We start from the raw sequence: 16,528 nt of genomic DNA, 5'->3' as shown, positions 1-16,528 counted from the left end.
TCCTCACCTGATATCCATCCGCATGAACTTCACGTAGGCCGCGGCAAAGAAGGCCGACGGGAAGACGATGAGCGCGGCGATGTTCATCCAGACCTTGCCGAGGGCCTCGGCAAGCCCGGGGGTCTCCTGCGACATCGGGGGCGAGCTGTAGGGTGAGTTCATCATCACGGCGATCCTGGGGTTCGTGACCGCCATCGCGGCCTTGAAGTAGTTCATCTGCGGCGAGAGGAGATTTGAGACGTCGTTTATGAGCATTCGTTTCTCTGTATACGCCTTTACGTCCTCTTCGTACTGTTGCCACTCCGGGTCCAGGCCTTCACTCACACGGTGCACCACCGACTGCGAGACGCTGGTGGTGAAAGATCCGCCGCCGCTGGCGGTAGCGGTGACCGATCTCCCCACGGGGGTCGGCATGGGGGCCGACTGCGGCGGCTCAGGCCGGTCGCCTGCGAGGGCATCCCCGGCCATCGCCCCGAGCACCGGGAGGAGCGTGGATACGGTGAAGAAGATCACCAGGGTATAGATCAGGGCGTTCCCGCTCTCGCGGGAGACCGTCGACATCGTAAGCGCGATCGCGAAGTAGGCGAGCAGGAACCCGAGCGAGACTGCCCCAAAGATCAGGATGGCGGCAAACTCCTCGAGTGTCGGGACGATCGAGAAGAGGAGAAGCATCGCAAGCGATATAGCAAGCGCAAGCACCATGGCAAATCCGAGCGCGGCGATACCCCCGAGCGCCTTGCCGTTGATGATCTCGTCGCGGTAGACCGGGTGCGAGAGGAGCGACTTTAACGATCGTGTCTCCTTCTCCTTTGAGACCAGGTCAAACCCGATGGCGATGGCAAGGACGGCGCCGAGCGTCGTCATGTAACTCATCATGGCGTTGAAGATGAGCATGATCGAGGGTTTCTCGGGCATCCAGCCCGCGTAGGGGCCGTCGACATCGACCTCCTGCATGTGCTGGAGCTGCTGGTTGTAGGACTCGAGCATGTTGTTGTAATTCCCGATGCCTGAGTGCATGCCGATCGCCGATATGACCAGGAGAAGGCCCAGGATGATGACGAACCGCCTGCTGGTGATATGGTCGGAGAACTCTTTTCGAGCTACGTTGAACAATCGATCCAGTGCCATCACTTCACCTCCGGTAGACCGCCATGAAGACGTCCTCGATATCCGGCTCCTCGACCCGCATCTCGCGGACATGCATGCCCTGTTCGAAGAGGGAGGCTGCAAGCCGGTCCCGAATATCGGTTGTTGCCCGGATGACCGCCCGGTTCCCGTTCCGCTCGACGGCGATGATCTCGGGGTCCTCGATATCGGGCAGGTGCTCCCGGGTCTCGACGACGATCCTGACGGCGTCGCCGTCCGGGGACGCAAGCGCCCGGGCGACCTCCTCGAGGGTTCCCTGCGCGACCAGTCTCCCCTTCGCGAGCAGCCCGACGGTCCGGCAGACTTCCCTGACCTCGGAGAGGATGTGAGAGGAGACGAAGATCGTCTTTCCTTCGCCGGCAAGGCGCTCGACGAGTTCGCGGTACTCCCGGACCCCCTCCGGGTCGAGGTTTGCCGTCGGTTCGTCGAGGAAGAGCACTCTGGGATCGTTGATCAGCGCCTGGGCAAGCCCAAGCCGCTGCTTCATCCCGCGGGAGTACTCGCCGGCCTTCTGGGTGACCCCATCGAGGTGGACCAACTCGAGCAGTTCCGCGATCCGCTCCTTTCGCTCCCTTGCGTCCATCCCGTAGAACCGGGCGAAGTAGTCCAGGTTCTGCTCGCCGGTCAGGTTCCCGTAGAACCCGACGTCTTCGGGGAGGTAGCCGATGATCTTCTTCACCTTCAGCGGGTCCTTTGCGACCTCGATCCCGTCGACCAGGCACCGGCCGCCGGTGGGCTCGATCATGCCGGTGAGCATCAGGATCGTCGTGCTCTTCCCCGCTCCGTTCGGGCCGAGAAAGCCGAATATTTCGCCTTCCCCGACCGTAAGGTCCAGGCCGTCGACGGCCGTCTTCCCGTTGTATACCTTGGTGAGGTTCTCAATTTGTATCATGTCATACTCCACCTGGGCCTGTGGTGGCGCTTACTGCAGACTTTGATCTCCTCTTATTAACGTTTTCTGTGTCACGCGTCTACACGTCTGGGCGGAATCAGGATTTCGTGCGCGGAGATCGCCGCGCTTTTCCGGCGGGGCACGGAGATCTGCCGGGCCTGGTGGTTGTCCGGGATTACGGCACCCGCGCGGTGCCCCTGATCTCTGATGCCGGTGGTCGTGACGCCCCCTGCCCGATCCTCCGTTCGGCGCTCTGTGCCGGTATGGGTGGCCGCGGGTGACAGACCACGAAACGTCCCGGCATCCCCCGGTTTGTGACAAAAAGATCGAAGACGACGGTATCGCCGGCCTCGATCAGTTCCCCGGGAAAGTCGCACCGGATCTCGGTCTGCAGTGTCCCGCTCTTCCGAACCGGCCAGCGCCACGGTGAGGAGGATTTTTCTCGCGGTCATCTGATATCCATCCTCATGAACTTGATGTAGGCCGCGGCAAAGAAGACCGACGGGAAGACGATCAGCGCAGCGATGTTCATCCAGACGGTGCTGAGCGCCTCGGCAAGCCCGGGGGTCTCCTGCGACATCGGGGGCGAGCTGTAGGGTGAGTTCATCATCGCGGCGATCCGGGGGTTCGTGACCGCCATCGCGGCCTTGTAGTAGTTCATCTGCGGCGAGAGGAGGTTTGTGACGTCGTTTATGAGGAGCCTTTTCTCGCTATATGCCTTCATATCCTCTTCGTACTGTTGCCACTCCGGATCTACCCCCACCGGATCTTCCTCCGCCTCGCCGCCATGCACCGCGGCGTTCGAGACGCTGGTGGTGAAATGTCCGCCGTTGCCGACACGTATGACTTCTCTCGGCATGGGTGCCGTCTGGGGCGGCTCAGGCGGCTCGCCTGCGAAGGCGTCGCCGGCCATCATCCCGAGCACCGGGAGGAGCGTGGAGACGGTAAAGAAGATCACGAGGGTGTAGATCAGGGCGTTCCCGCTCTCGCGGGAGACCGTCGACATCGTGAGCGCGATCGCGAAGTAGGCGAGCAGGAACCCGAGTGAGACTGCCCCGAAGATCAGGATTGCGGTAAACTCCTCAAGCGTCGGGACGACCGAGAAGAGGAGGAGCATCGCAAGCGATATGGCGAGGGCGAGTGCCATGGCAAACCCGAGCGCGGCGATACCACCGACCGCCTTGCCGTTGATGATCTCGTCGCGGTAGATCGGGTGCGAGAGGAGCGACTTTAACGATCGTGTCTCCTTCTCCTTTGAGACCAGGTCAAACCCGATGGCGATGGCAAGGACGGCACCAAGCGTCGTCATGTAGGCCATCATGGCGCTGAAGATGAGCATGATCGAGGGTTTCTCGGGCATCCAGCCCGCGTAGGGGCCGGCGACCTTGATATGAACATCACTCTCCTCCATGTGCTGGAGTTGCTGGTTGTAGGACTCGAGCCTGTCATTGTAGTGCCCGATGCCGGTGTGCATGCCGATCGCCGATATCACGAGGAACAGCGCGAGGATGATGACAAAGCGCCTGCTGGTGATGTGGTCGGAGAACTCTTTCCGTGCTACGTTGAGCAATCGATCGAGTGCCATCATATCACCTCCGGTAGATCGCCATGAAGACGTCCTCGATATCAGGCTCTTCGACCCGCATCTCCCTGATGTGCAGCCCCTGCTCAAAGAGGGTTGCTGCAAGCCGGTCCCGAATGTCGGTCGTTGCCCGGACAACTGCCCGGTTCCCGTTCCTCTCGACGCCGATGATCTCAGGGTCATCGAGGTCGGGCAGCCGCTCCCCGGTCTCGACCACGATCCTGACGGTATCGCCGTCCGAAGGTGCAAGCGTCCGGGCGACCTCTTCGAGGGTTCCCTGCGCGACCAGTTTCCCCTTCGCGAGCAGCCCGACGGTCCGGCAGACTTCCCTGACCTCGGAGAGGATGTGGGAAGAGACAAAGACCGTCTTTCCTTCAGCGGCGAGGTGCTCGACGAGTTCCCGGTACTCCCTGACTCCCTCGGGGTCGAGGTTTGCCGTCGGCTCGTCAAGGAAGAGCACTTTCGGATCGTTGATCAGCGCCTGGGCAAGCCCAAGCCGCTGTTTCATCCCGCGAGAGTACTCCCCGGCCTTCTGGGTGACGCCGTCGAGGTGGACCAGCGCAAGCAGTTCTGCGATTCGCGTCTTTCGCTCCTTTGCGTCCATCCCGTAGAACCGGGCAAAGTAGTCCAGGTTCTGCTCGGCGGTCAGGTTCCCGTAGAACCCAACGTCTTCGGGGAGGTAGCCGATGATCTTCTTGACATTCAGCGGGTCGTTGGCGACCTCGATCCCGTCGACGAGGCAGCGCCCGCCGGTAGGCTCGATCATGCCGGTGAGCATCAGGATTGTCGTGCTCTTTCCCGCTCCGTTCGGGCCGAGGAAGCCGAATATTTCGCCTTCCCCGACTTCAAGGTTCAGGCCGTCGACGGCCGTCTTCCCGTTGTACACCTTCGTGAGGTTCTCTGTTCGTATCATCAATTCACACTCCGCCTGGCCAGTCCGGCGGCGCCTACTGCAGACTTCGATATCCTCTTATTAACGTTTTCTGTGACACGCGTCTACACGTCGAGGCAGGAACACGATTTCCGCCGTTGTTAAACCACTATTTTACGCGGAGGGCCTGTATATTCGTCGCAAATTCGGGAATTGCCGGTGTGCCGGCTCCCGCGCGGCATGAGCCGACCCTGCTCGCCCATCCGTTTGGCGTTCTACGTAACAGCATGGGCGCGAGCGGCGATAAATCAATGGTAAACTACGAAAAATATCGAACCTATCGACGACCCGGGTTCCGAAGGCCGGGCGGCCTCGAGGCGGCCACAGGGTAACCGGGGTCGCCCAGTTCCCGGCACATCTCCGGGCAGCGGGCCTACCAGCGTGATAATAACGGCTCTCGCCTGTCTTTTCTCCCGGGGACCCGTCAGGAGGAGCCGCCATCCGGAAACCTTTTCTCCTGGTGCTCAGAAGGTTCTCCCGGTGCAGTATGAGAAGGCTATTCGGTGCAGCAGCGGTCGTCGTGCTCCTGTCTCTGGTGCTCGCGGCCGGGTGCACGTCGCCCCAGCCCCAGGTGGGCTATGTGACGATCAGGAGCATGGATATCAGCATTCCGGACGGGCAGCCGCCGTCAAACGTCACCACCGTCGTGGTGATCCCCTATCTCGACGCTGTCTATGCTGATGTCGGCAGCATCGACCTGCAGGTCAGTGCGAAGGAGGCCGGGACGGATATCGTCGTCGCGGAGACGGTTCTCCCAATCGGCAACCTGACACCGGGGAAGACCATAAAGGAGGAGGTCTCGCTGGTGCTTGAGAATAGCAGGCGTTACGATATCTGGGTGAAAGTGTGGCAGGGCGGTCGTATGCGGGAATCGGGATCGGTGAACGTCTACCTCCCGGACAGGACGGTTATCGAGCGGAGGCTGGCCTACTCGCTCCTCTCTGTCACCGCGCTCGATGTCATGACCCCTGACCTCGCCGCCGACCCGATCACACTCGATATCGTCACAACCATCACGAATGGCGGCCGCGCCTCCTCCGGGGACCTCGCGATGGATGTCCGGGTCGTCAACCTCCAGACAGGGATCACGGCCGTCCGGGAATCCCGGCCGCTCGGGACAATTACCGGGGAGAGAGCGGCCGAGAAGCAGGTGCGCGTCACGGTGCCAAACGGCTACGACTACGAGATCAGCATCCGGCTCGTCGAGGGCGGTGCGGCCTTTGCGACCAGCACCGGCCGGATCACCCTGGCCCCGCCGCCGCAGGTGGTCCTCGCCGGCGGGCAGTCGGGGGTGGTGCTCGACTCCACGAGAAGCAAGTCGCCGGTCTCCCTCCCGGTCCCGACCGCGGCACCGACGGCGCCGTCCTCCGCACAGGTCGGGCAGTTTAAGGTCCAGAGCGGTGGTGCGCCGACGCCGACGCAGGCGCCCGGATTTCCGGTCGCGCTTGCCGCCGTCGCGCTCCTCGGCGCCGGGGCTGCGGTGTGTGCGGGACGGAGGAGGTAGGTGTGGCGACGGAGGGCCTCACCGCGTGGAGGGGCTACCTCTACGCCGTCTCGTTTGTCGCGCTCATCGTCGCGATCATAGGTAGCGTGAACCTCATCGCGGTCGCAATCGAGGTCTTCGTCTACCCGGCGCCCCAGCCCTACCCGGTACCGCAGTACTACCCCGCTCTCCCCGGGAGCGTGGCGCAGGTCGTGGTGGGGCTCATCGTCTGGGCGTATCACTGGAGGCTGCTCCAAAAGGAGCACTGAGGGCTATCTTTGGCCCTGGTTCGCTGCTACGCCGGCGGGCCCGAGAAGGGTCCGCGTTCACTCCCGTGAGCCCCGGGGGAGAAAGTTCTACCCGGGCCCGGCGATTGACGGGGAGTTGAACATGGCAGCGGAGCAACCGGACCGCATGGCGGTGCAGGCGGCAACCGCGAGACCGTTGATCGACGCCACCGCATTGGTGCGGGGCGCGGGAGTCTGGACCGATGAGGGGGGCCCTCAAACGGTGCTTCAGGGAGGGGTGCGGCCCTGGTTCGGGCGCGTTTCACGCCCGGCAATCCGGGCCGCCCTCCGCCAGGCGTCCGCGGCGCTCTGGTTCCGCTACGGCCTGCCCGAGGTCTCTAATGGTTGCCAGAAGAGCAGGGAATCGCTCTATGGTGTGCCGCCCGCAGGTTTGTCCCGGTAAGAGGGGGATTTCCGGGAACTAACTTATTATTCTGGCATTCCGATAAAAAGGCCCTTCGGTGGAGGGAGAATGGTTACAGTTATATGTATCGAGATTCTATCGTGTATTTAGTATGACAAATTTAGAGGAATCTGCTACGATTAAGATCCTTCTCGTTGCGACCATAATACTCGCAGTACTGGCGGCACCCGCCGCCGCGGGGGTGACGCGGAGCCTCGTCACGACGCCGTACTCTGGTACGGAGTTTACGGTCGCCCTGAACATCACCGATCTCGAGATCGGTGGGATCGTTGAGACCCTGCCGCCGGGGTTTACCTATGCAGGCACCTCCCTTCCTGAGGGGCGGGCCGAGTCTTCGGGGCAGCACGTCATCTTCTCGGTAATCCGCGACGAAGAGATCACCTACCGGGTCCGGGCCCCGTCCACGGGAGATGGAGCGATCACCGGCGTCTGGGACGACGCCTTAAACCAGGTGAACGGGACGATCGACGCAACCCCGGTTGCCGTCCGGTACACCGGAGGCAGCGACGGCGGCAGCGACAGTGGCCCGACGTCCGTCTCGTCCTCTGTCACGGAAACCCCCGCCCCCCTTCTGCTCGACCGGGGGGAGAATGGAACGGTGGAGTTTACTGAGTCCCCGGTAACGCGGATCGAGATAAGAGCCCTGAATACCTCGCTCGCCACGTCCCTCTCGGCCGCCCCTGTGACCCGCCCCGCTGAGGTCCCGGAGGTGCCGGGGGTTGCGTACCGCTACCTCAACCTGACCGCGACAAACCTGACCGTGGCGGAGGTCTCCGCCACGATCACCTTCTCCGTGAACCGATCGTGGGCCGAGAACGCGAGCGTCGACCCGTCGTCGATCACCCTCTACCGCTACGACGGCAACTGGACGGCCCTGACGACGACGTGTACCGGCGAAGACGGGGATTTCTTCCACTTCGAGGCGGTTTCGCCCGGTTTCTCGCTCTTTGCCATCAGCGCAACGGAGCGGGCGGCTACAACGGAAAGCCCCGTGGTGACGGAGACGAAGTCCGCCGCGACCACCGCACGCGCCGCCGCGACGGCGACAAACCTGCCGGCGGCCGCGGAGGCCACGACGGCGAAGGCCCCGATGGGCGTATGCGGCCTGGTGATCGCGCTGGGCGCGGCCGCGGCCGTGACGGCGGGACGGAGGCGAGATGAATGAACGGAATACCTGAACGGAACCTGATCCGGGGGGTTGCAGCCCTCCTGCTCCTGCTCTCCTGCGTGGCGGCAGTCAGCGCAGGCATCCCGGGGGACGTGAATAGCGACTGCAGGATCTCAGTTGCCGAACTCTCAGGGGTTATCCACCCATACATGAAGGCGACCTACCTTGACGAAAATATTGAATCCCTCGATCGGGAGGCGCTCACCTGTGCGGCGTACAACTACCTCATTTACCTGCCCCGTGACGAAGAACCGGTCGACACCCTCCACCTGGGTCTGCAGCTCCACGATTTTTCGCTGATGAACGCCTTCGTTCCACCCTGGTACGATGATTCGAACTTTTGCGGGTTTACACATCTCCCTCTTGTGATCTTCAACCCCGACATGAGCATCGCTCCCTGCCTTGCCCAGGACTGGGAGATATCTCCTGACGGAAGATCGATCACCTTCACCCTTGTCGAAGGGGCACGGTGGCACGACGGTATGCCGGTCACGCCTGAGGACGTGGCATTCAGCTTCGAGTACTGGAAGGAGCACATCCTCTTCTATCAAGGGAAGTGGCTGGATACCTATCTCGACCGTACCGAGGTCGTCGGTGATCGGACAGTGATCATCACCTTCAATGAACCGGTCGCGGCAACGACCCTGATGGGCGACATCCCAGCCACCTACATCGTACCAAAGCATGTCTGGGAGATGGTGGATGACCCGAAGAAATACAACGGCCCCGACGCCCTGGTGGGGTGCGGACCCTTCGTCTTCGACCGCTACGATCAGGACGCCGGTGTCGCCTATCTCAACGCCAACCGGTATCATTCCGGCGGCGTCCCGGCGATCGACCGGATTGAGTGGCGCTATTACAGGGACATTTTCTCCCTGGCCATGGCCCTGAAAAAAGGTGAGATCGACGCCAAACTCGATTATTATAACCCGGTCCCCTGGTCGTACGCCTCCGATCTCGCAGGCAGCAGCGGGGTCAACGTGGGCTCTGTCCCTGATATCGGCGTTCCTTTCCATCTCGTCTTCGGGTACCGGCAACATCCGGCCGAGATGCCCGAGTTCAGAGAAGCGATTTCCTACGCCATCGATTACCAGGGTCTGGCCGATACGGTCACGGCCGGGTATGGGCATATCCCCGGACAGGGGTATCTTCCCACAACGGTCCCGGGCTATGACCCTTCGATCCCGAGCTGTGAATACAACCTGACAAAGGCGAAAGAGATCCTTGACGCCGCAGGATTTGTGGACACCGACGGCGACGGCCTCCGTGAAGACCCTGACGGCAAAAAGCTCAGGATCCCGATCACCCCATATCTCCGGCCCCTCCACATAAGGTGTGCCGAGGTGCTTGCCGACCAGTTGAAGGAGACCGGGCTTGACATCTACGTGGAGAGCCTGAGCGCGGAGGAGTTCAAGAACCGGGCAACTGTCAACCGTGACTATACCATGCTCATCGGCCTGTCTACGCCCTATGTAAACATGGCCGCCCCGTCGGGTATTTTCTACTACGTGGACATGCCCGGGAGGATCGGTACCTGCACCGACCCGGCGCTGGTGGATCTTACAGAGAGGATACTCTTTGCGACCGATATCGAGGGCATGAAATCCGCACGTTCCGAACTCCAGCACTATGTTGCAAGAGAACGACCGATCATACCGCTGATCTGGGCCGATCCGCTCTACCCCTACAGAACCGACAGGTGGACCGGGTGGGTTCCGATGAACGGTTATGGGCCGTGCAACTACTGGAGCTGGATGGCTCTGGAGCCGGTGGCGTAGGGATACCGGTTCCCCTTTTTGAACGACCTCCGGTGTTTTGTTTAGATTTGATGCTGCCCGAAGGAAGAGTCTGAATGCCTGTTCTAGCAGACGAATGGAAGCGGTTGTACCTGCGTTCGGCATGGATACGCCAGATGGAAGAGTCAGGTACGACCTTCGGGGAGTTCTGGGATACGTGTGGAGCAGAAGACAGGGATCTGGAGTTCTTCCGCTACACCAGCTACCCTGGACCTCTGCTGGAGATAGTCCTGGATTCTCTCACTCCGGGGTCTTCGGTCCTTGAGATCGGTGCGGGCGGCGGCGCCTATACCATTCCGCTTGCGCGGGTGGCTGGTTCGGTTGTCGCCGTGGAACCATCAGCCGGACAGGCCGCCCGACTCATCGAGAGGAGCCGGAATGAGAGGATCGAGAACATCAGGATTATCAGGCAGCGGTGGGAGGATGTGGATGGAGACGATATCGGAGAGTACGATCTGGTTCTTGCCGCATACTGCTTTTTCATGCCGGATATTGGCGATGCACTTCAGAAGATGATTGAAGCGACGAGGGGAGAACTCATCCTCATCAATCTGGTGGATCACGGTTTTGAGGAAATTTTAGCCTCGGTTTTCGGGGAGTACGACCCGGCTCCCCGCGGCGTTCACCTCTATGCCTGTCTCTGTGAGATGGGGGTGCAGGCCTCTGTTGAGATCGTGAACCGGGAAACCTTCATTCCCTATTCCATCCTGTCCGGCTCCTTCCGTCGTTGCCGGGATTTCGACCGCGATACCGAGGATAGGCTCCGGGCTGCCCTCGCGTCGAAGGGAATGCTCGAAAATATCGACGGGAAACTCCAGGCCCGGAGAACCTACCGTGATGCCGTCGTGAGGTGGCGCCGCAACGGGCCTGGAGTCTGAGGAGCGGCAAATGGAACCTTTTGTCGGATATACCACACGCAAATGTCTGCGATACCTCATATCAGGTGTCGTCATCGTAACCCTGATATTCCTGATCCCGAGAATGATGCCGGGCGACCCTTTCCTCAACATCCTCGGAGAAGAACTCTATTACAGTTCTCCGGATCTGGTATCTCAATTGACGATCGAGTTCGGCCTCGACCGTCCGCTTCCCGAGCAGTACGTCGCCTACATTCTCAATCTGTTCCAGGGCGACTGGGGCTATTCGTACCACTACATGCAACCGGTCCTCGATCTGATCCTCTTCAGATTGAAATGGACTCTCGTGCTCCTGGTGCCGTCCCTGGTTCTTGGTGTCATCATCGGCGTTGTCGCAGGTGCTGCGGCGGGATGGCGGCAGGGCGGCCGGTTAGACTCCGTTCTGACCCCCCTCTCACTCTTTGTCTATGCGACCCCCAGGTACTGGCTTGCAATGCTGTCTGTCTTTGTTTTTTCGTTCACATTCCCCCTGTTTCCTCTCTGTGGGATCTGTTCGGGGGGTATGGAGGGTGTGGACTGGATTGTCGACGTGCTGTGGCATATGGCGCTGCCTGTTGCGGTTCTGACCGTATTCAATGCCTCTTATTACGTCATACTGATGCGTAATTCTGTCGTACAGGTGAAGGACGAGGATTATGTGCTGACAGCACGGGCGATCGGTATGGCGAAACGTGATATCCTCAGATATCATGTCGTCAAGAACGCTGTCCTCCCGGTCATCACGATGATCGCCCTGGATTTTGGTTTTCTGGTTTCTGGGGCGCTTCTTGTCGAGATCATTTTTTCCTGGGGCGGCATGGGCACGCTCATATACGACGCCGTGATCGCGCGTGATTATCCACTCCTGAACGGGTCTTTCCTGATGATTGCTCTCTGTGTAATGGTCGCAAACTTTTGTGCCGACCTGCTGTATGCCGTGCTCGACCCGAGAGTCCGGGGAGGTGGAGAGGCGTGACGGATCGTTTTGCGTTCGGTCTCACTGCACGACAACGGTCTGTTTTCCTTGGTCTTTGCATTCTGGGCTTCTTTGTCTCTCTTGCCGTCCTTGCCCCGGTGATCGCGCCATATGATCCCTGGAAGACCGGGATTCCTTTCCTCCCCCCAAGCCCGGACCATCTTCTCGGTACCAACGACATCGGGCAGGACATCTTCTCCGAACTGGTCTACGGGGCGAGGATCTCTATCTTGATCGGGTTTATGGCTGCATTTGTCTCGGTTATCATAGGGACGCTTATTGGTCTTTTCTCGGGATATTACCGGGGGTACCTCGACGATCTCCTGATGGGGATGACCGATGTGGTCCTGCTCATCCCGGGCCTGCCCTTCATGATCATCCTCGCAGGATATCTAGGCCCCGGACTTTGGAATATCATTCTGGTTATCGGATTGTTATGGTGGACCTCGACGGCCCGGGTTGTGCGCTCTCGGGTGCTCCAGGTAAGGGAGATGCCCTTCGTTGAGGGGGCACGGGCAATGGGTCTTGGCAACGGCTATGTCATGGTCAGGCATGTCCTCCCGAACACCCTGGACGTCGCATTTGCAAAGTTCGTCCTTACTGTGGCCGGGGCAATGCTCACCGAGGCGGGCCTGAGTTTTCTGGGGCTCGGCGATCCCCTCCAGAAGAGCTGGGGGATGATGCTCTCCTACGCGTATTCGCAGGGCGGGTTTATCCGGGGCTGCTGGTGGTGGTATCTCCCTCCCGGGTTCTGTATATCGCTTGCGGTCCTTGGCTTTATGCTGATCGGGTTTGGGATGCAGAAGAAGGACGAATGCTGGGAGAGACGGCTGTGATCCGGAGTGAATAATATGAAATTTGCTGATACTATCCTGGAGATGCGGGATCTGAACGTTATTTTTCCGACCTCCGATGGTGATGTCCGTGCGGTGGACAGAGTTGGCCTCAGGATCTCTGCTGGCGAAACCTTCGGGCTCATCGGGGAGTCGGGTTCGGGAAAGACAGTTCTTGGCATGGCGGCTCTCAGGCTTCTTCCTTCGTACGCACGGGTCGGGGGAGAAATCCTGTTCGGGGGAAGGGATCTCCTCCTTCTCGATGAGGAGGACATGAGGCAGGTGCGCGGCGGCGAGATCGCAATGGTGCTTCAGAACACGGCCACTTCGCTGAACCCGGTGGTTTCTGTCGGCGATCAGATCGCGTGGGCCGTCGGTCTCCACCGGGGCCTGTGCCGGGATGCGGCAAGGGAGGAGGCGGTGCGGATGCTCGATGCGGTGCGTATCCCAGAGCCCGTACGGAGGGCGAAGGAGTATCCACACCAGTTCAGCGGTGGGATGCGGGAACGGGCCATGATCGCGCTGGCACTTGCATGCGACCCTTCCTTCATCATTGCCGATGAGCCGACGGCCGGTCTTGACGCCGCGGTCAAGTGGGAGGTCGTGGAGATCCTCAAGAGAACGTTTGCGGATCGAGGGATGCTCTTTGTGACCCATGATCTGGAAGTGGCTGCCGAGGTTTCCGACCGGATCGGCGTGATGTATGCCGGAGAGCTGGTGGAGTGCGGACCTGCGGATCTGCTGCTTTGCGATCCTCTCCATCCGTATACCGCCGCGCTTCTTGCTTCCCTCCCTGAGGGGGGTTTTGTCCCGATTCCGGGTGTGAGCCCGTCGCTGATCAGCCCGCCGGTCGGTTGCCGCTTCCACCCGCGATGCCATCGCGCCGGGCCTGCGTGCCGTGCAGCACATCCCGAGATGAGAGAGTATGGAGAGGGGCGCTTCGTGCGGTGTTTGCTCTATGATTGAGGTCGAAGGACTCACCCGCGATTTTTCGACGGGTTTTGTCAGGAAACATCATTCCGTTGCTGTGGACGATGTATCGTTCGGGATCAGGAAGGGAGAGACACTGGGGCTTATCGGAGAGAGCGGCTCCGGGAAGACAACCCTCGGAAAGCTGCTGCTTCGCCTTCTTGAACCAACTTCGGGGAGGGTTTTTTTTGAGGGGAGTGATATTTTTGCCCTCTCCGGAAAGGAACTCAGGCGACTGCGGCCGAGGATGCAGATGATCTTTCAGGATCCGAACGGCTCTCTCAACTCGCGGATGACGACCAGAGAGAGCATCGCCGAACCGCTCAGGCTTATGGGGATGACGGGGCGCCGGGAGATCTCGGCGGAGGTCGGAAGACTTGTGGAGAAAGTCGGTCTCGGGCCGGAGCACCTGAACCGTCGTCCCGGAGAGCTCTCCGGCGGGCAGAACCAGAGGATTGCCCTTGCCCGCGTACTCGCTCTCAGCCCTGCATTCATCGTTGCGGACGAACCGACCTCAGCCCTCGATGCCTCGATCCAGGCGCAGATGCTAGAGATCATGACCGACCTCAAACGCGAGATGGGCCTGACCTATCTCTTCATCTCTCATGACCTGAGGGTCGTCAGACATATGAGCGACCGGGTTGCCGTCATGTGCAGGGGCAGGATCGTAGAGATCGGTGACACAGAAGATGTTTTCAGGCATCCGGTCCACCCATATACCCGGGGATTTCTTGCTGGAAACCACGAAGGCAACCGGGGTAAGAGGCGCGCGTACCTATGATCGAAAGTGTCGCCTCGGAGCCCGGCGGCGGCACCCCGGAGTGAGGGGTCAACCGGTGCCGGTGACCGGAACCCCGCGAAATAGGTATCTAGCAGGAGAACGGAGTACTCATGCGTGAGGGATATGATCGTGATCGGGATCGACCCCGGGGTGGCGAGGACCGGGTACGGCGTTCTCAGGAGGTGCGATCCCCGCCCGGTCCCCCTGACCTTCGGCTGCATCGAGACCGGAGGCGATAGCCGTCCCTCCCGGCGGCTGCTGGAGATCTACGAGAGAGTTTCGCTGCTCTTTGATGAGTACGCACCCGACTGCATCGTCCTTGAGCAGCTCTTCTTCTCCAGAAACATCACCTCTGCCATGCACGTCAGTGAAGCGCGCGGCGTCATCCTTCTCGCTGCAGAAGAGAGAGAGATCCCGGTCACCGAGTACACCCCGAACCAGGTCAAACTGGCGGTGACCGGGTCGGGGCGTGCCGACAAACACCAGGTGCAGGAGATGGTACGGCGGCTTCTTTGCCTGCAGGAACTTCCCCAGCCGGACGATGCCGCGGACGGCCTCGCCATTGCACTCTGCCATATCAATATGGTGCGGTAATATGATAGACCATCTTTCCGGAGAACTGGCATCCACCGGCGACCGGTGGGTGGTGATCGACATCGGCGGCATCGGCTACCGGGTGCAGGTCACAGGGCCCACGCTGCAGGATCTCTCAGAGATAGGGGCCCATGTCATGGTGCACACCCATATGGTGGTCCGTGACGACGACATCCAGCTCTACGGGTTCGTCCACCCGCGCGAGAGGGAACTCTTCACGATCCTGATCGGTGTCACCGGGATCGGCCCCCAGACCGCCATGAACATCCTCTCGCGGATATCGTTTGAAGACTTCGCGATCGCGATCGTAAACGACGACGAAAAGGTGCTCACCCGGATCCCGGGTATCGGGCCAAAGAGCGCCAAACGCCTTATCCTGGAGTTGAAAGACAAGATGAAGAAGTGCGCGGCGACGTTGCCCGGCGGCAGGCGCCGGGTGGAGGCCGGCGACGCGGTGAGCGCCCTGGTATCGCTCGGGTTCTCCGAGCGCGAGGCAGAGGAGGCGGTCGGCGCCGTCCTGCCCACCCTGCCCGCTCCGACGGTGCAGGACCTGATCCGCGCCGCTCTTGCCCGCCTGCGGGAGCGACCATGAAGGAACGGATCACCTCGCCCGCCGCCCTGCTGGAGGAGCCGGACGACGCCGCGATCAGGCCGGCGCGGTTCGACGAGTTTGTGGGTCAGCCGCAGGTGAAGGAGACCCTTGCCATCGCTATCGCGGCCGCAAAGAAACGCAGTGAGTCCCTGGACCACATCCTCTTCTCCGGGCCGCCCGGCCTTGGAAAGACGACGCTTGCCCGGATCATCGCCCGGGAAATGGGGGTGGCGATCAGGACCACCACCGGCCCGGTGCTTGACCGGCCGGCCGACCTTGCCGCCCAGCTGACGGCGCTCTCCAGGGGCGACGTCCTCTTTATCGACGAGATCCACCGTTTGAATCCGGTGGTTGAGGAGATCCTGTACCCGGCGATGGAGGACTCCTGCATCGACGTGATGATCGGCGAGGGGCCGGGAGCACGGTCCGTGCAGCTCCCGCTTGAGGAGTTCACCCTCGTCGGCGCGACGACAAAGGTCGGGCTGCTCGGGTCTCCGCTCAGGGACAGGTTCGGTTTCATCTTCCGGCTCAATCTCTACGAGGTCGAGGACCTGGCAACGATCGTCCGGCGGAGCGCCGGGATCATGCATACCCCGATCACCCCGGGAGGCGCGCTCGAGATCGCGAAGCGAAGCCGCGGAACGCCCAGGATCGCAAACCGCCTGCTCCGGCGGGTGCGTGACTTTGCCCTGATCAGGGGCGACGGCAGCATCGATGAGGAGACCGCCGACCTCGCGCTGACCATGCTCGGCATCGACCGGCTGGGCCTGGACGAACTCGACCGGCGTATCCTCTCGGTGATTGCGCACGATTTCGGCGGCGGGCCGGTGGGCGTCAAGACGATCGCGATCTCGGTCGGGGAAGAGGTGCGAACGGTCGAAGAGGTCTACGAACCCTACCTGATCCAGATAGGGTTCATCAAGCGGACTCCCCAGGGCCGGGAGACGACGCCGGCTGCACGGAACCATATCGAGCCGGCGTCCCGGGAGTGACTGGCCCCCCGGACGACTCAATCCCTTTGGTATGAGACGCTCATGAGGCTATGCCTCAGGCTGCACACATGAAATCAGCCTTTCCCTGACTCGCCCCGATATAGCGTACCGTGGTGGCTAATCACCCCGGGGGGGCGGACTCCCCTCCCCGCAAGCAAGGCGATACCTGTAAGCCCCCACCCGCCT

Annotated in this window: 17 protein-coding genes; 13 read left to right on the top strand and 4 right to left on the bottom strand. The window is 61.1% G+C overall.

Annotation, left to right across the window (positions count from 1 at the left end; translation table 11 throughout):
- Window positions 1-3: 3 nt before the first annotated feature.
- From QZ408_RS07025 to QZ408_RS07010, 4 genes are all read right to left on the bottom strand, one after another.
- Window positions 4-1,128, bottom strand: a complete 1,125-nt coding sequence (locus tag QZ408_RS07025) for an ABC transporter permease subunit (RefSeq protein ID WP_292490538.1) — start codon at window positions 1,126-1,128, stop codon at window positions 4-6.
- A 4-nt stretch (window positions 1,129-1,132) separates the two neighbouring features.
- Entirely contained in the window at window positions 1,133-2,038 is a 906-nt protein-coding gene (locus QZ408_RS07020; RefSeq protein WP_292490536.1) for an ABC transporter ATP-binding protein, read from the bottom strand.
- A 448-nt stretch (window positions 2,039-2,486) separates the two neighbouring features.
- Window positions 2,487-3,626, bottom strand: coding sequence for an ABC transporter permease subunit (locus tag QZ408_RS07015; RefSeq protein WP_292490535.1), 1,140 nt, complete (start codon window positions 3,624-3,626; stop codon window positions 2,487-2,489).
- Window position 3,627: 1 nt separating this feature from the next.
- Window positions 3,628-4,533, bottom strand: coding sequence for an ABC transporter ATP-binding protein (locus QZ408_RS07010; RefSeq protein ID WP_292490534.1), 906 nt, complete (start codon window positions 4,531-4,533; stop codon window positions 3,628-3,630).
- A gap of 505 nt (window positions 4,534-5,038) precedes the next feature.
- On the opposite strand from QZ408_RS07010, the gene QZ408_RS07005 reads away from it, so the two are divergent.
- From QZ408_RS07005 to ruvB, 13 genes are all read left to right on the top strand, one after another.
- Window positions 5,039-6,055: a hypothetical protein gene (locus QZ408_RS07005; protein WP_292490533.1), complete on the top strand. Its 1,017-nt coding sequence runs from the start codon at window positions 5,039-5,041 to the stop codon at window positions 6,053-6,055.
- Between the two features lie 2 nt (window positions 6,056-6,057).
- Entirely contained in the window at window positions 6,058-6,303 is a 246-nt protein-coding gene (locus tag QZ408_RS07000; RefSeq protein ID WP_292490532.1) for a DUF5671 domain-containing protein, read from the top strand.
- Window positions 6,304-6,424: 121 nt separating this feature from the next.
- Entirely contained in the window at window positions 6,425-6,724 is a 300-nt protein-coding gene (locus tag QZ408_RS06995) for a hypothetical protein (protein WP_292490531.1), read from the top strand.
- Window positions 6,725-6,836: 112 nt separating this feature from the next.
- Window positions 6,837-7,910 carry a PGF-pre-PGF domain-containing protein gene (locus QZ408_RS06990; RefSeq protein ID WP_292490529.1) on the top strand — a complete coding sequence of 358 codons (1,074 nt, stop codon included), beginning with the start codon at window positions 6,837-6,839 and terminating at the stop codon, window positions 7,908-7,910.
- On the top strand, window positions 7,907-9,691 hold the full coding sequence (locus tag QZ408_RS06985; RefSeq protein ID WP_292490528.1) for an ABC transporter substrate-binding protein: 1,785 nt from the start codon (window positions 7,907-7,909) through the stop codon (window positions 9,689-9,691). The genes QZ408_RS06990 and QZ408_RS06985 overlap by 4 nt, the downstream gene beginning before the upstream one ends.
- Before the next feature lie 134 nt (window positions 9,692-9,825).
- Window positions 9,826-10,587, top strand: a complete 762-nt coding sequence (locus QZ408_RS06980; protein ID WP_292490527.1) for a class I SAM-dependent methyltransferase — start codon at window positions 9,826-9,828, stop codon at window positions 10,585-10,587.
- A 10-nt stretch (window positions 10,588-10,597) separates the two neighbouring features.
- The gene (locus tag QZ408_RS06975; protein WP_292490526.1) at window positions 10,598-11,581 is read left to right on the top strand and encodes an ABC transporter permease; all 984 of its coding nucleotides are present in this window, start codon (window positions 10,598-10,600) and stop codon (window positions 11,579-11,581) included.
- Window positions 11,578-12,417, top strand: a complete 840-nt coding sequence (locus QZ408_RS06970) for an ABC transporter permease (RefSeq protein WP_292490525.1) — start codon at window positions 11,578-11,580, stop codon at window positions 12,415-12,417. The genes QZ408_RS06975 and QZ408_RS06970 overlap by 4 nt, the downstream gene beginning before the upstream one ends.
- A 42-nt stretch (window positions 12,418-12,459) precedes the next feature.
- Window positions 12,460-13,380 carry an ABC transporter ATP-binding protein gene (locus tag QZ408_RS06965; protein WP_292490523.1) on the top strand — a complete coding sequence of 307 codons (921 nt, stop codon included), beginning with the start codon at window positions 12,460-12,462 and terminating at the stop codon, window positions 13,378-13,380.
- Window positions 13,340-14,164 carry an ATP-binding cassette domain-containing protein gene (locus QZ408_RS06960; RefSeq protein ID WP_292490522.1) on the top strand — a complete coding sequence of 275 codons (825 nt, stop codon included), beginning with the start codon at window positions 13,340-13,342 and terminating at the stop codon, window positions 14,162-14,164. The genes QZ408_RS06965 and QZ408_RS06960 overlap by 41 nt, the downstream gene beginning before the upstream one ends.
- 123 nt (window positions 14,165-14,287) lie before the next feature.
- Window positions 14,288-14,758, top strand: coding sequence for a crossover junction endodeoxyribonuclease RuvC (gene ruvC / locus QZ408_RS06955; protein WP_292490716.1), 471 nt, complete (start codon window positions 14,288-14,290; stop codon window positions 14,756-14,758).
- A gap of 1 nt (window position 14,759) precedes the next feature.
- On the top strand, window positions 14,760-15,350 hold the full coding sequence (ruvA, locus tag QZ408_RS06950; RefSeq protein WP_292490521.1) for a Holliday junction branch migration protein RuvA: 591 nt from the start codon (window positions 14,760-14,762) through the stop codon (window positions 15,348-15,350).
- Window positions 15,347-16,342 (top strand): Holliday junction branch migration DNA helicase RuvB, encoded by a 996-nt coding sequence (ruvB, locus tag QZ408_RS06945; RefSeq protein ID WP_292490520.1) that lies wholly within the window; start codon window positions 15,347-15,349, stop codon window positions 16,340-16,342. The genes ruvA and ruvB overlap by 4 nt, the downstream gene beginning before the upstream one ends.
- Window positions 16,343-16,528 lie beyond the last annotated feature (186 nt).

This window comes from Methanoculleus sp. 10 (genome assembly GCF_913757945.1).
In the GTDB taxonomy this organism is placed as follows: domain Archaea; phylum Halobacteriota; class Methanomicrobia; order Methanomicrobiales; family Methanoculleaceae; genus Methanoculleus.
This window is presented reverse-complemented; position numbering and strand designations above follow the sequence as displayed.

Excerpts from the sequence above, each read along its gene's own strand:
- QZ408_RS07010 (WP_292490534.1), bottom strand. The coding sequence starts at position 4,533 with ATGATACGAACAGAGAACCTCACGAAGGTGTACAACGGGAAGACGGCC.
- QZ408_RS07020 (WP_292490536.1), bottom strand. The coding sequence starts at position 2,038 with ATGATACAAATTGAGAACCTCACCAAGGTATACAACGGGAAGACGGCC.
- QZ408_RS07025 (WP_292490538.1), bottom strand. The coding sequence starts at position 1,128 with ATGGCACTGGATCGATTGTTCAACGTAGCTCGAAAAGAGTTCTCCGAC.
- QZ408_RS06960 (WP_292490522.1), top strand. The coding sequence starts at position 13,340 with ATGGAGAGGGGCGCTTCGTGCGGTGTTTGCTCTATGATTGAGGTCGAA.
- ruvC (WP_292490716.1), top strand. The coding sequence starts at position 14,288 with ATGATCGTGATCGGGATCGACCCCGGGGTGGCGAGGACCGGGTACGGC.
- QZ408_RS07015 (WP_292490535.1), bottom strand. The coding sequence starts at position 3,626 with ATGATGGCACTCGATCGATTGCTCAACGTAGCACGGAAAGAGTTCTCC.
- QZ408_RS06980 (WP_292490527.1), top strand. The coding sequence starts at position 9,826 with ATGGAAGAGTCAGGTACGACCTTCGGGGAGTTCTGGGATACGTGTGGA.
- QZ408_RS06965 (WP_292490523.1), top strand. The coding sequence starts at position 12,460 with ATGCGGGATCTGAACGTTATTTTTCCGACCTCCGATGGTGATGTCCGT.
- QZ408_RS06975 (WP_292490526.1), top strand. The coding sequence starts at position 10,598 with ATGGAACCTTTTGTCGGATATACCACACGCAAATGTCTGCGATACCTC.
- QZ408_RS06990 (WP_292490529.1), top strand. The coding sequence starts at position 6,837 with ATGACAAATTTAGAGGAATCTGCTACGATTAAGATCCTTCTCGTTGCG.
- ruvB (WP_292490520.1), top strand. The coding sequence starts at position 15,347 with ATGAAGGAACGGATCACCTCGCCCGCCGCCCTGCTGGAGGAGCCGGAC.
- ruvA (WP_292490521.1), top strand. The coding sequence starts at position 14,760 with ATGATAGACCATCTTTCCGGAGAACTGGCATCCACCGGCGACCGGTGG.
- QZ408_RS06995 (WP_292490531.1), top strand. The coding sequence starts at position 6,425 with ATGGCAGCGGAGCAACCGGACCGCATGGCGGTGCAGGCGGCAACCGCG.
- QZ408_RS06985 (WP_292490528.1), top strand. The coding sequence starts at position 7,907 with ATGAACGGAATACCTGAACGGAACCTGATCCGGGGGGTTGCAGCCCTC.
- QZ408_RS07005 (WP_292490533.1), top strand. The coding sequence starts at position 5,039 with ATGAGAAGGCTATTCGGTGCAGCAGCGGTCGTCGTGCTCCTGTCTCTG.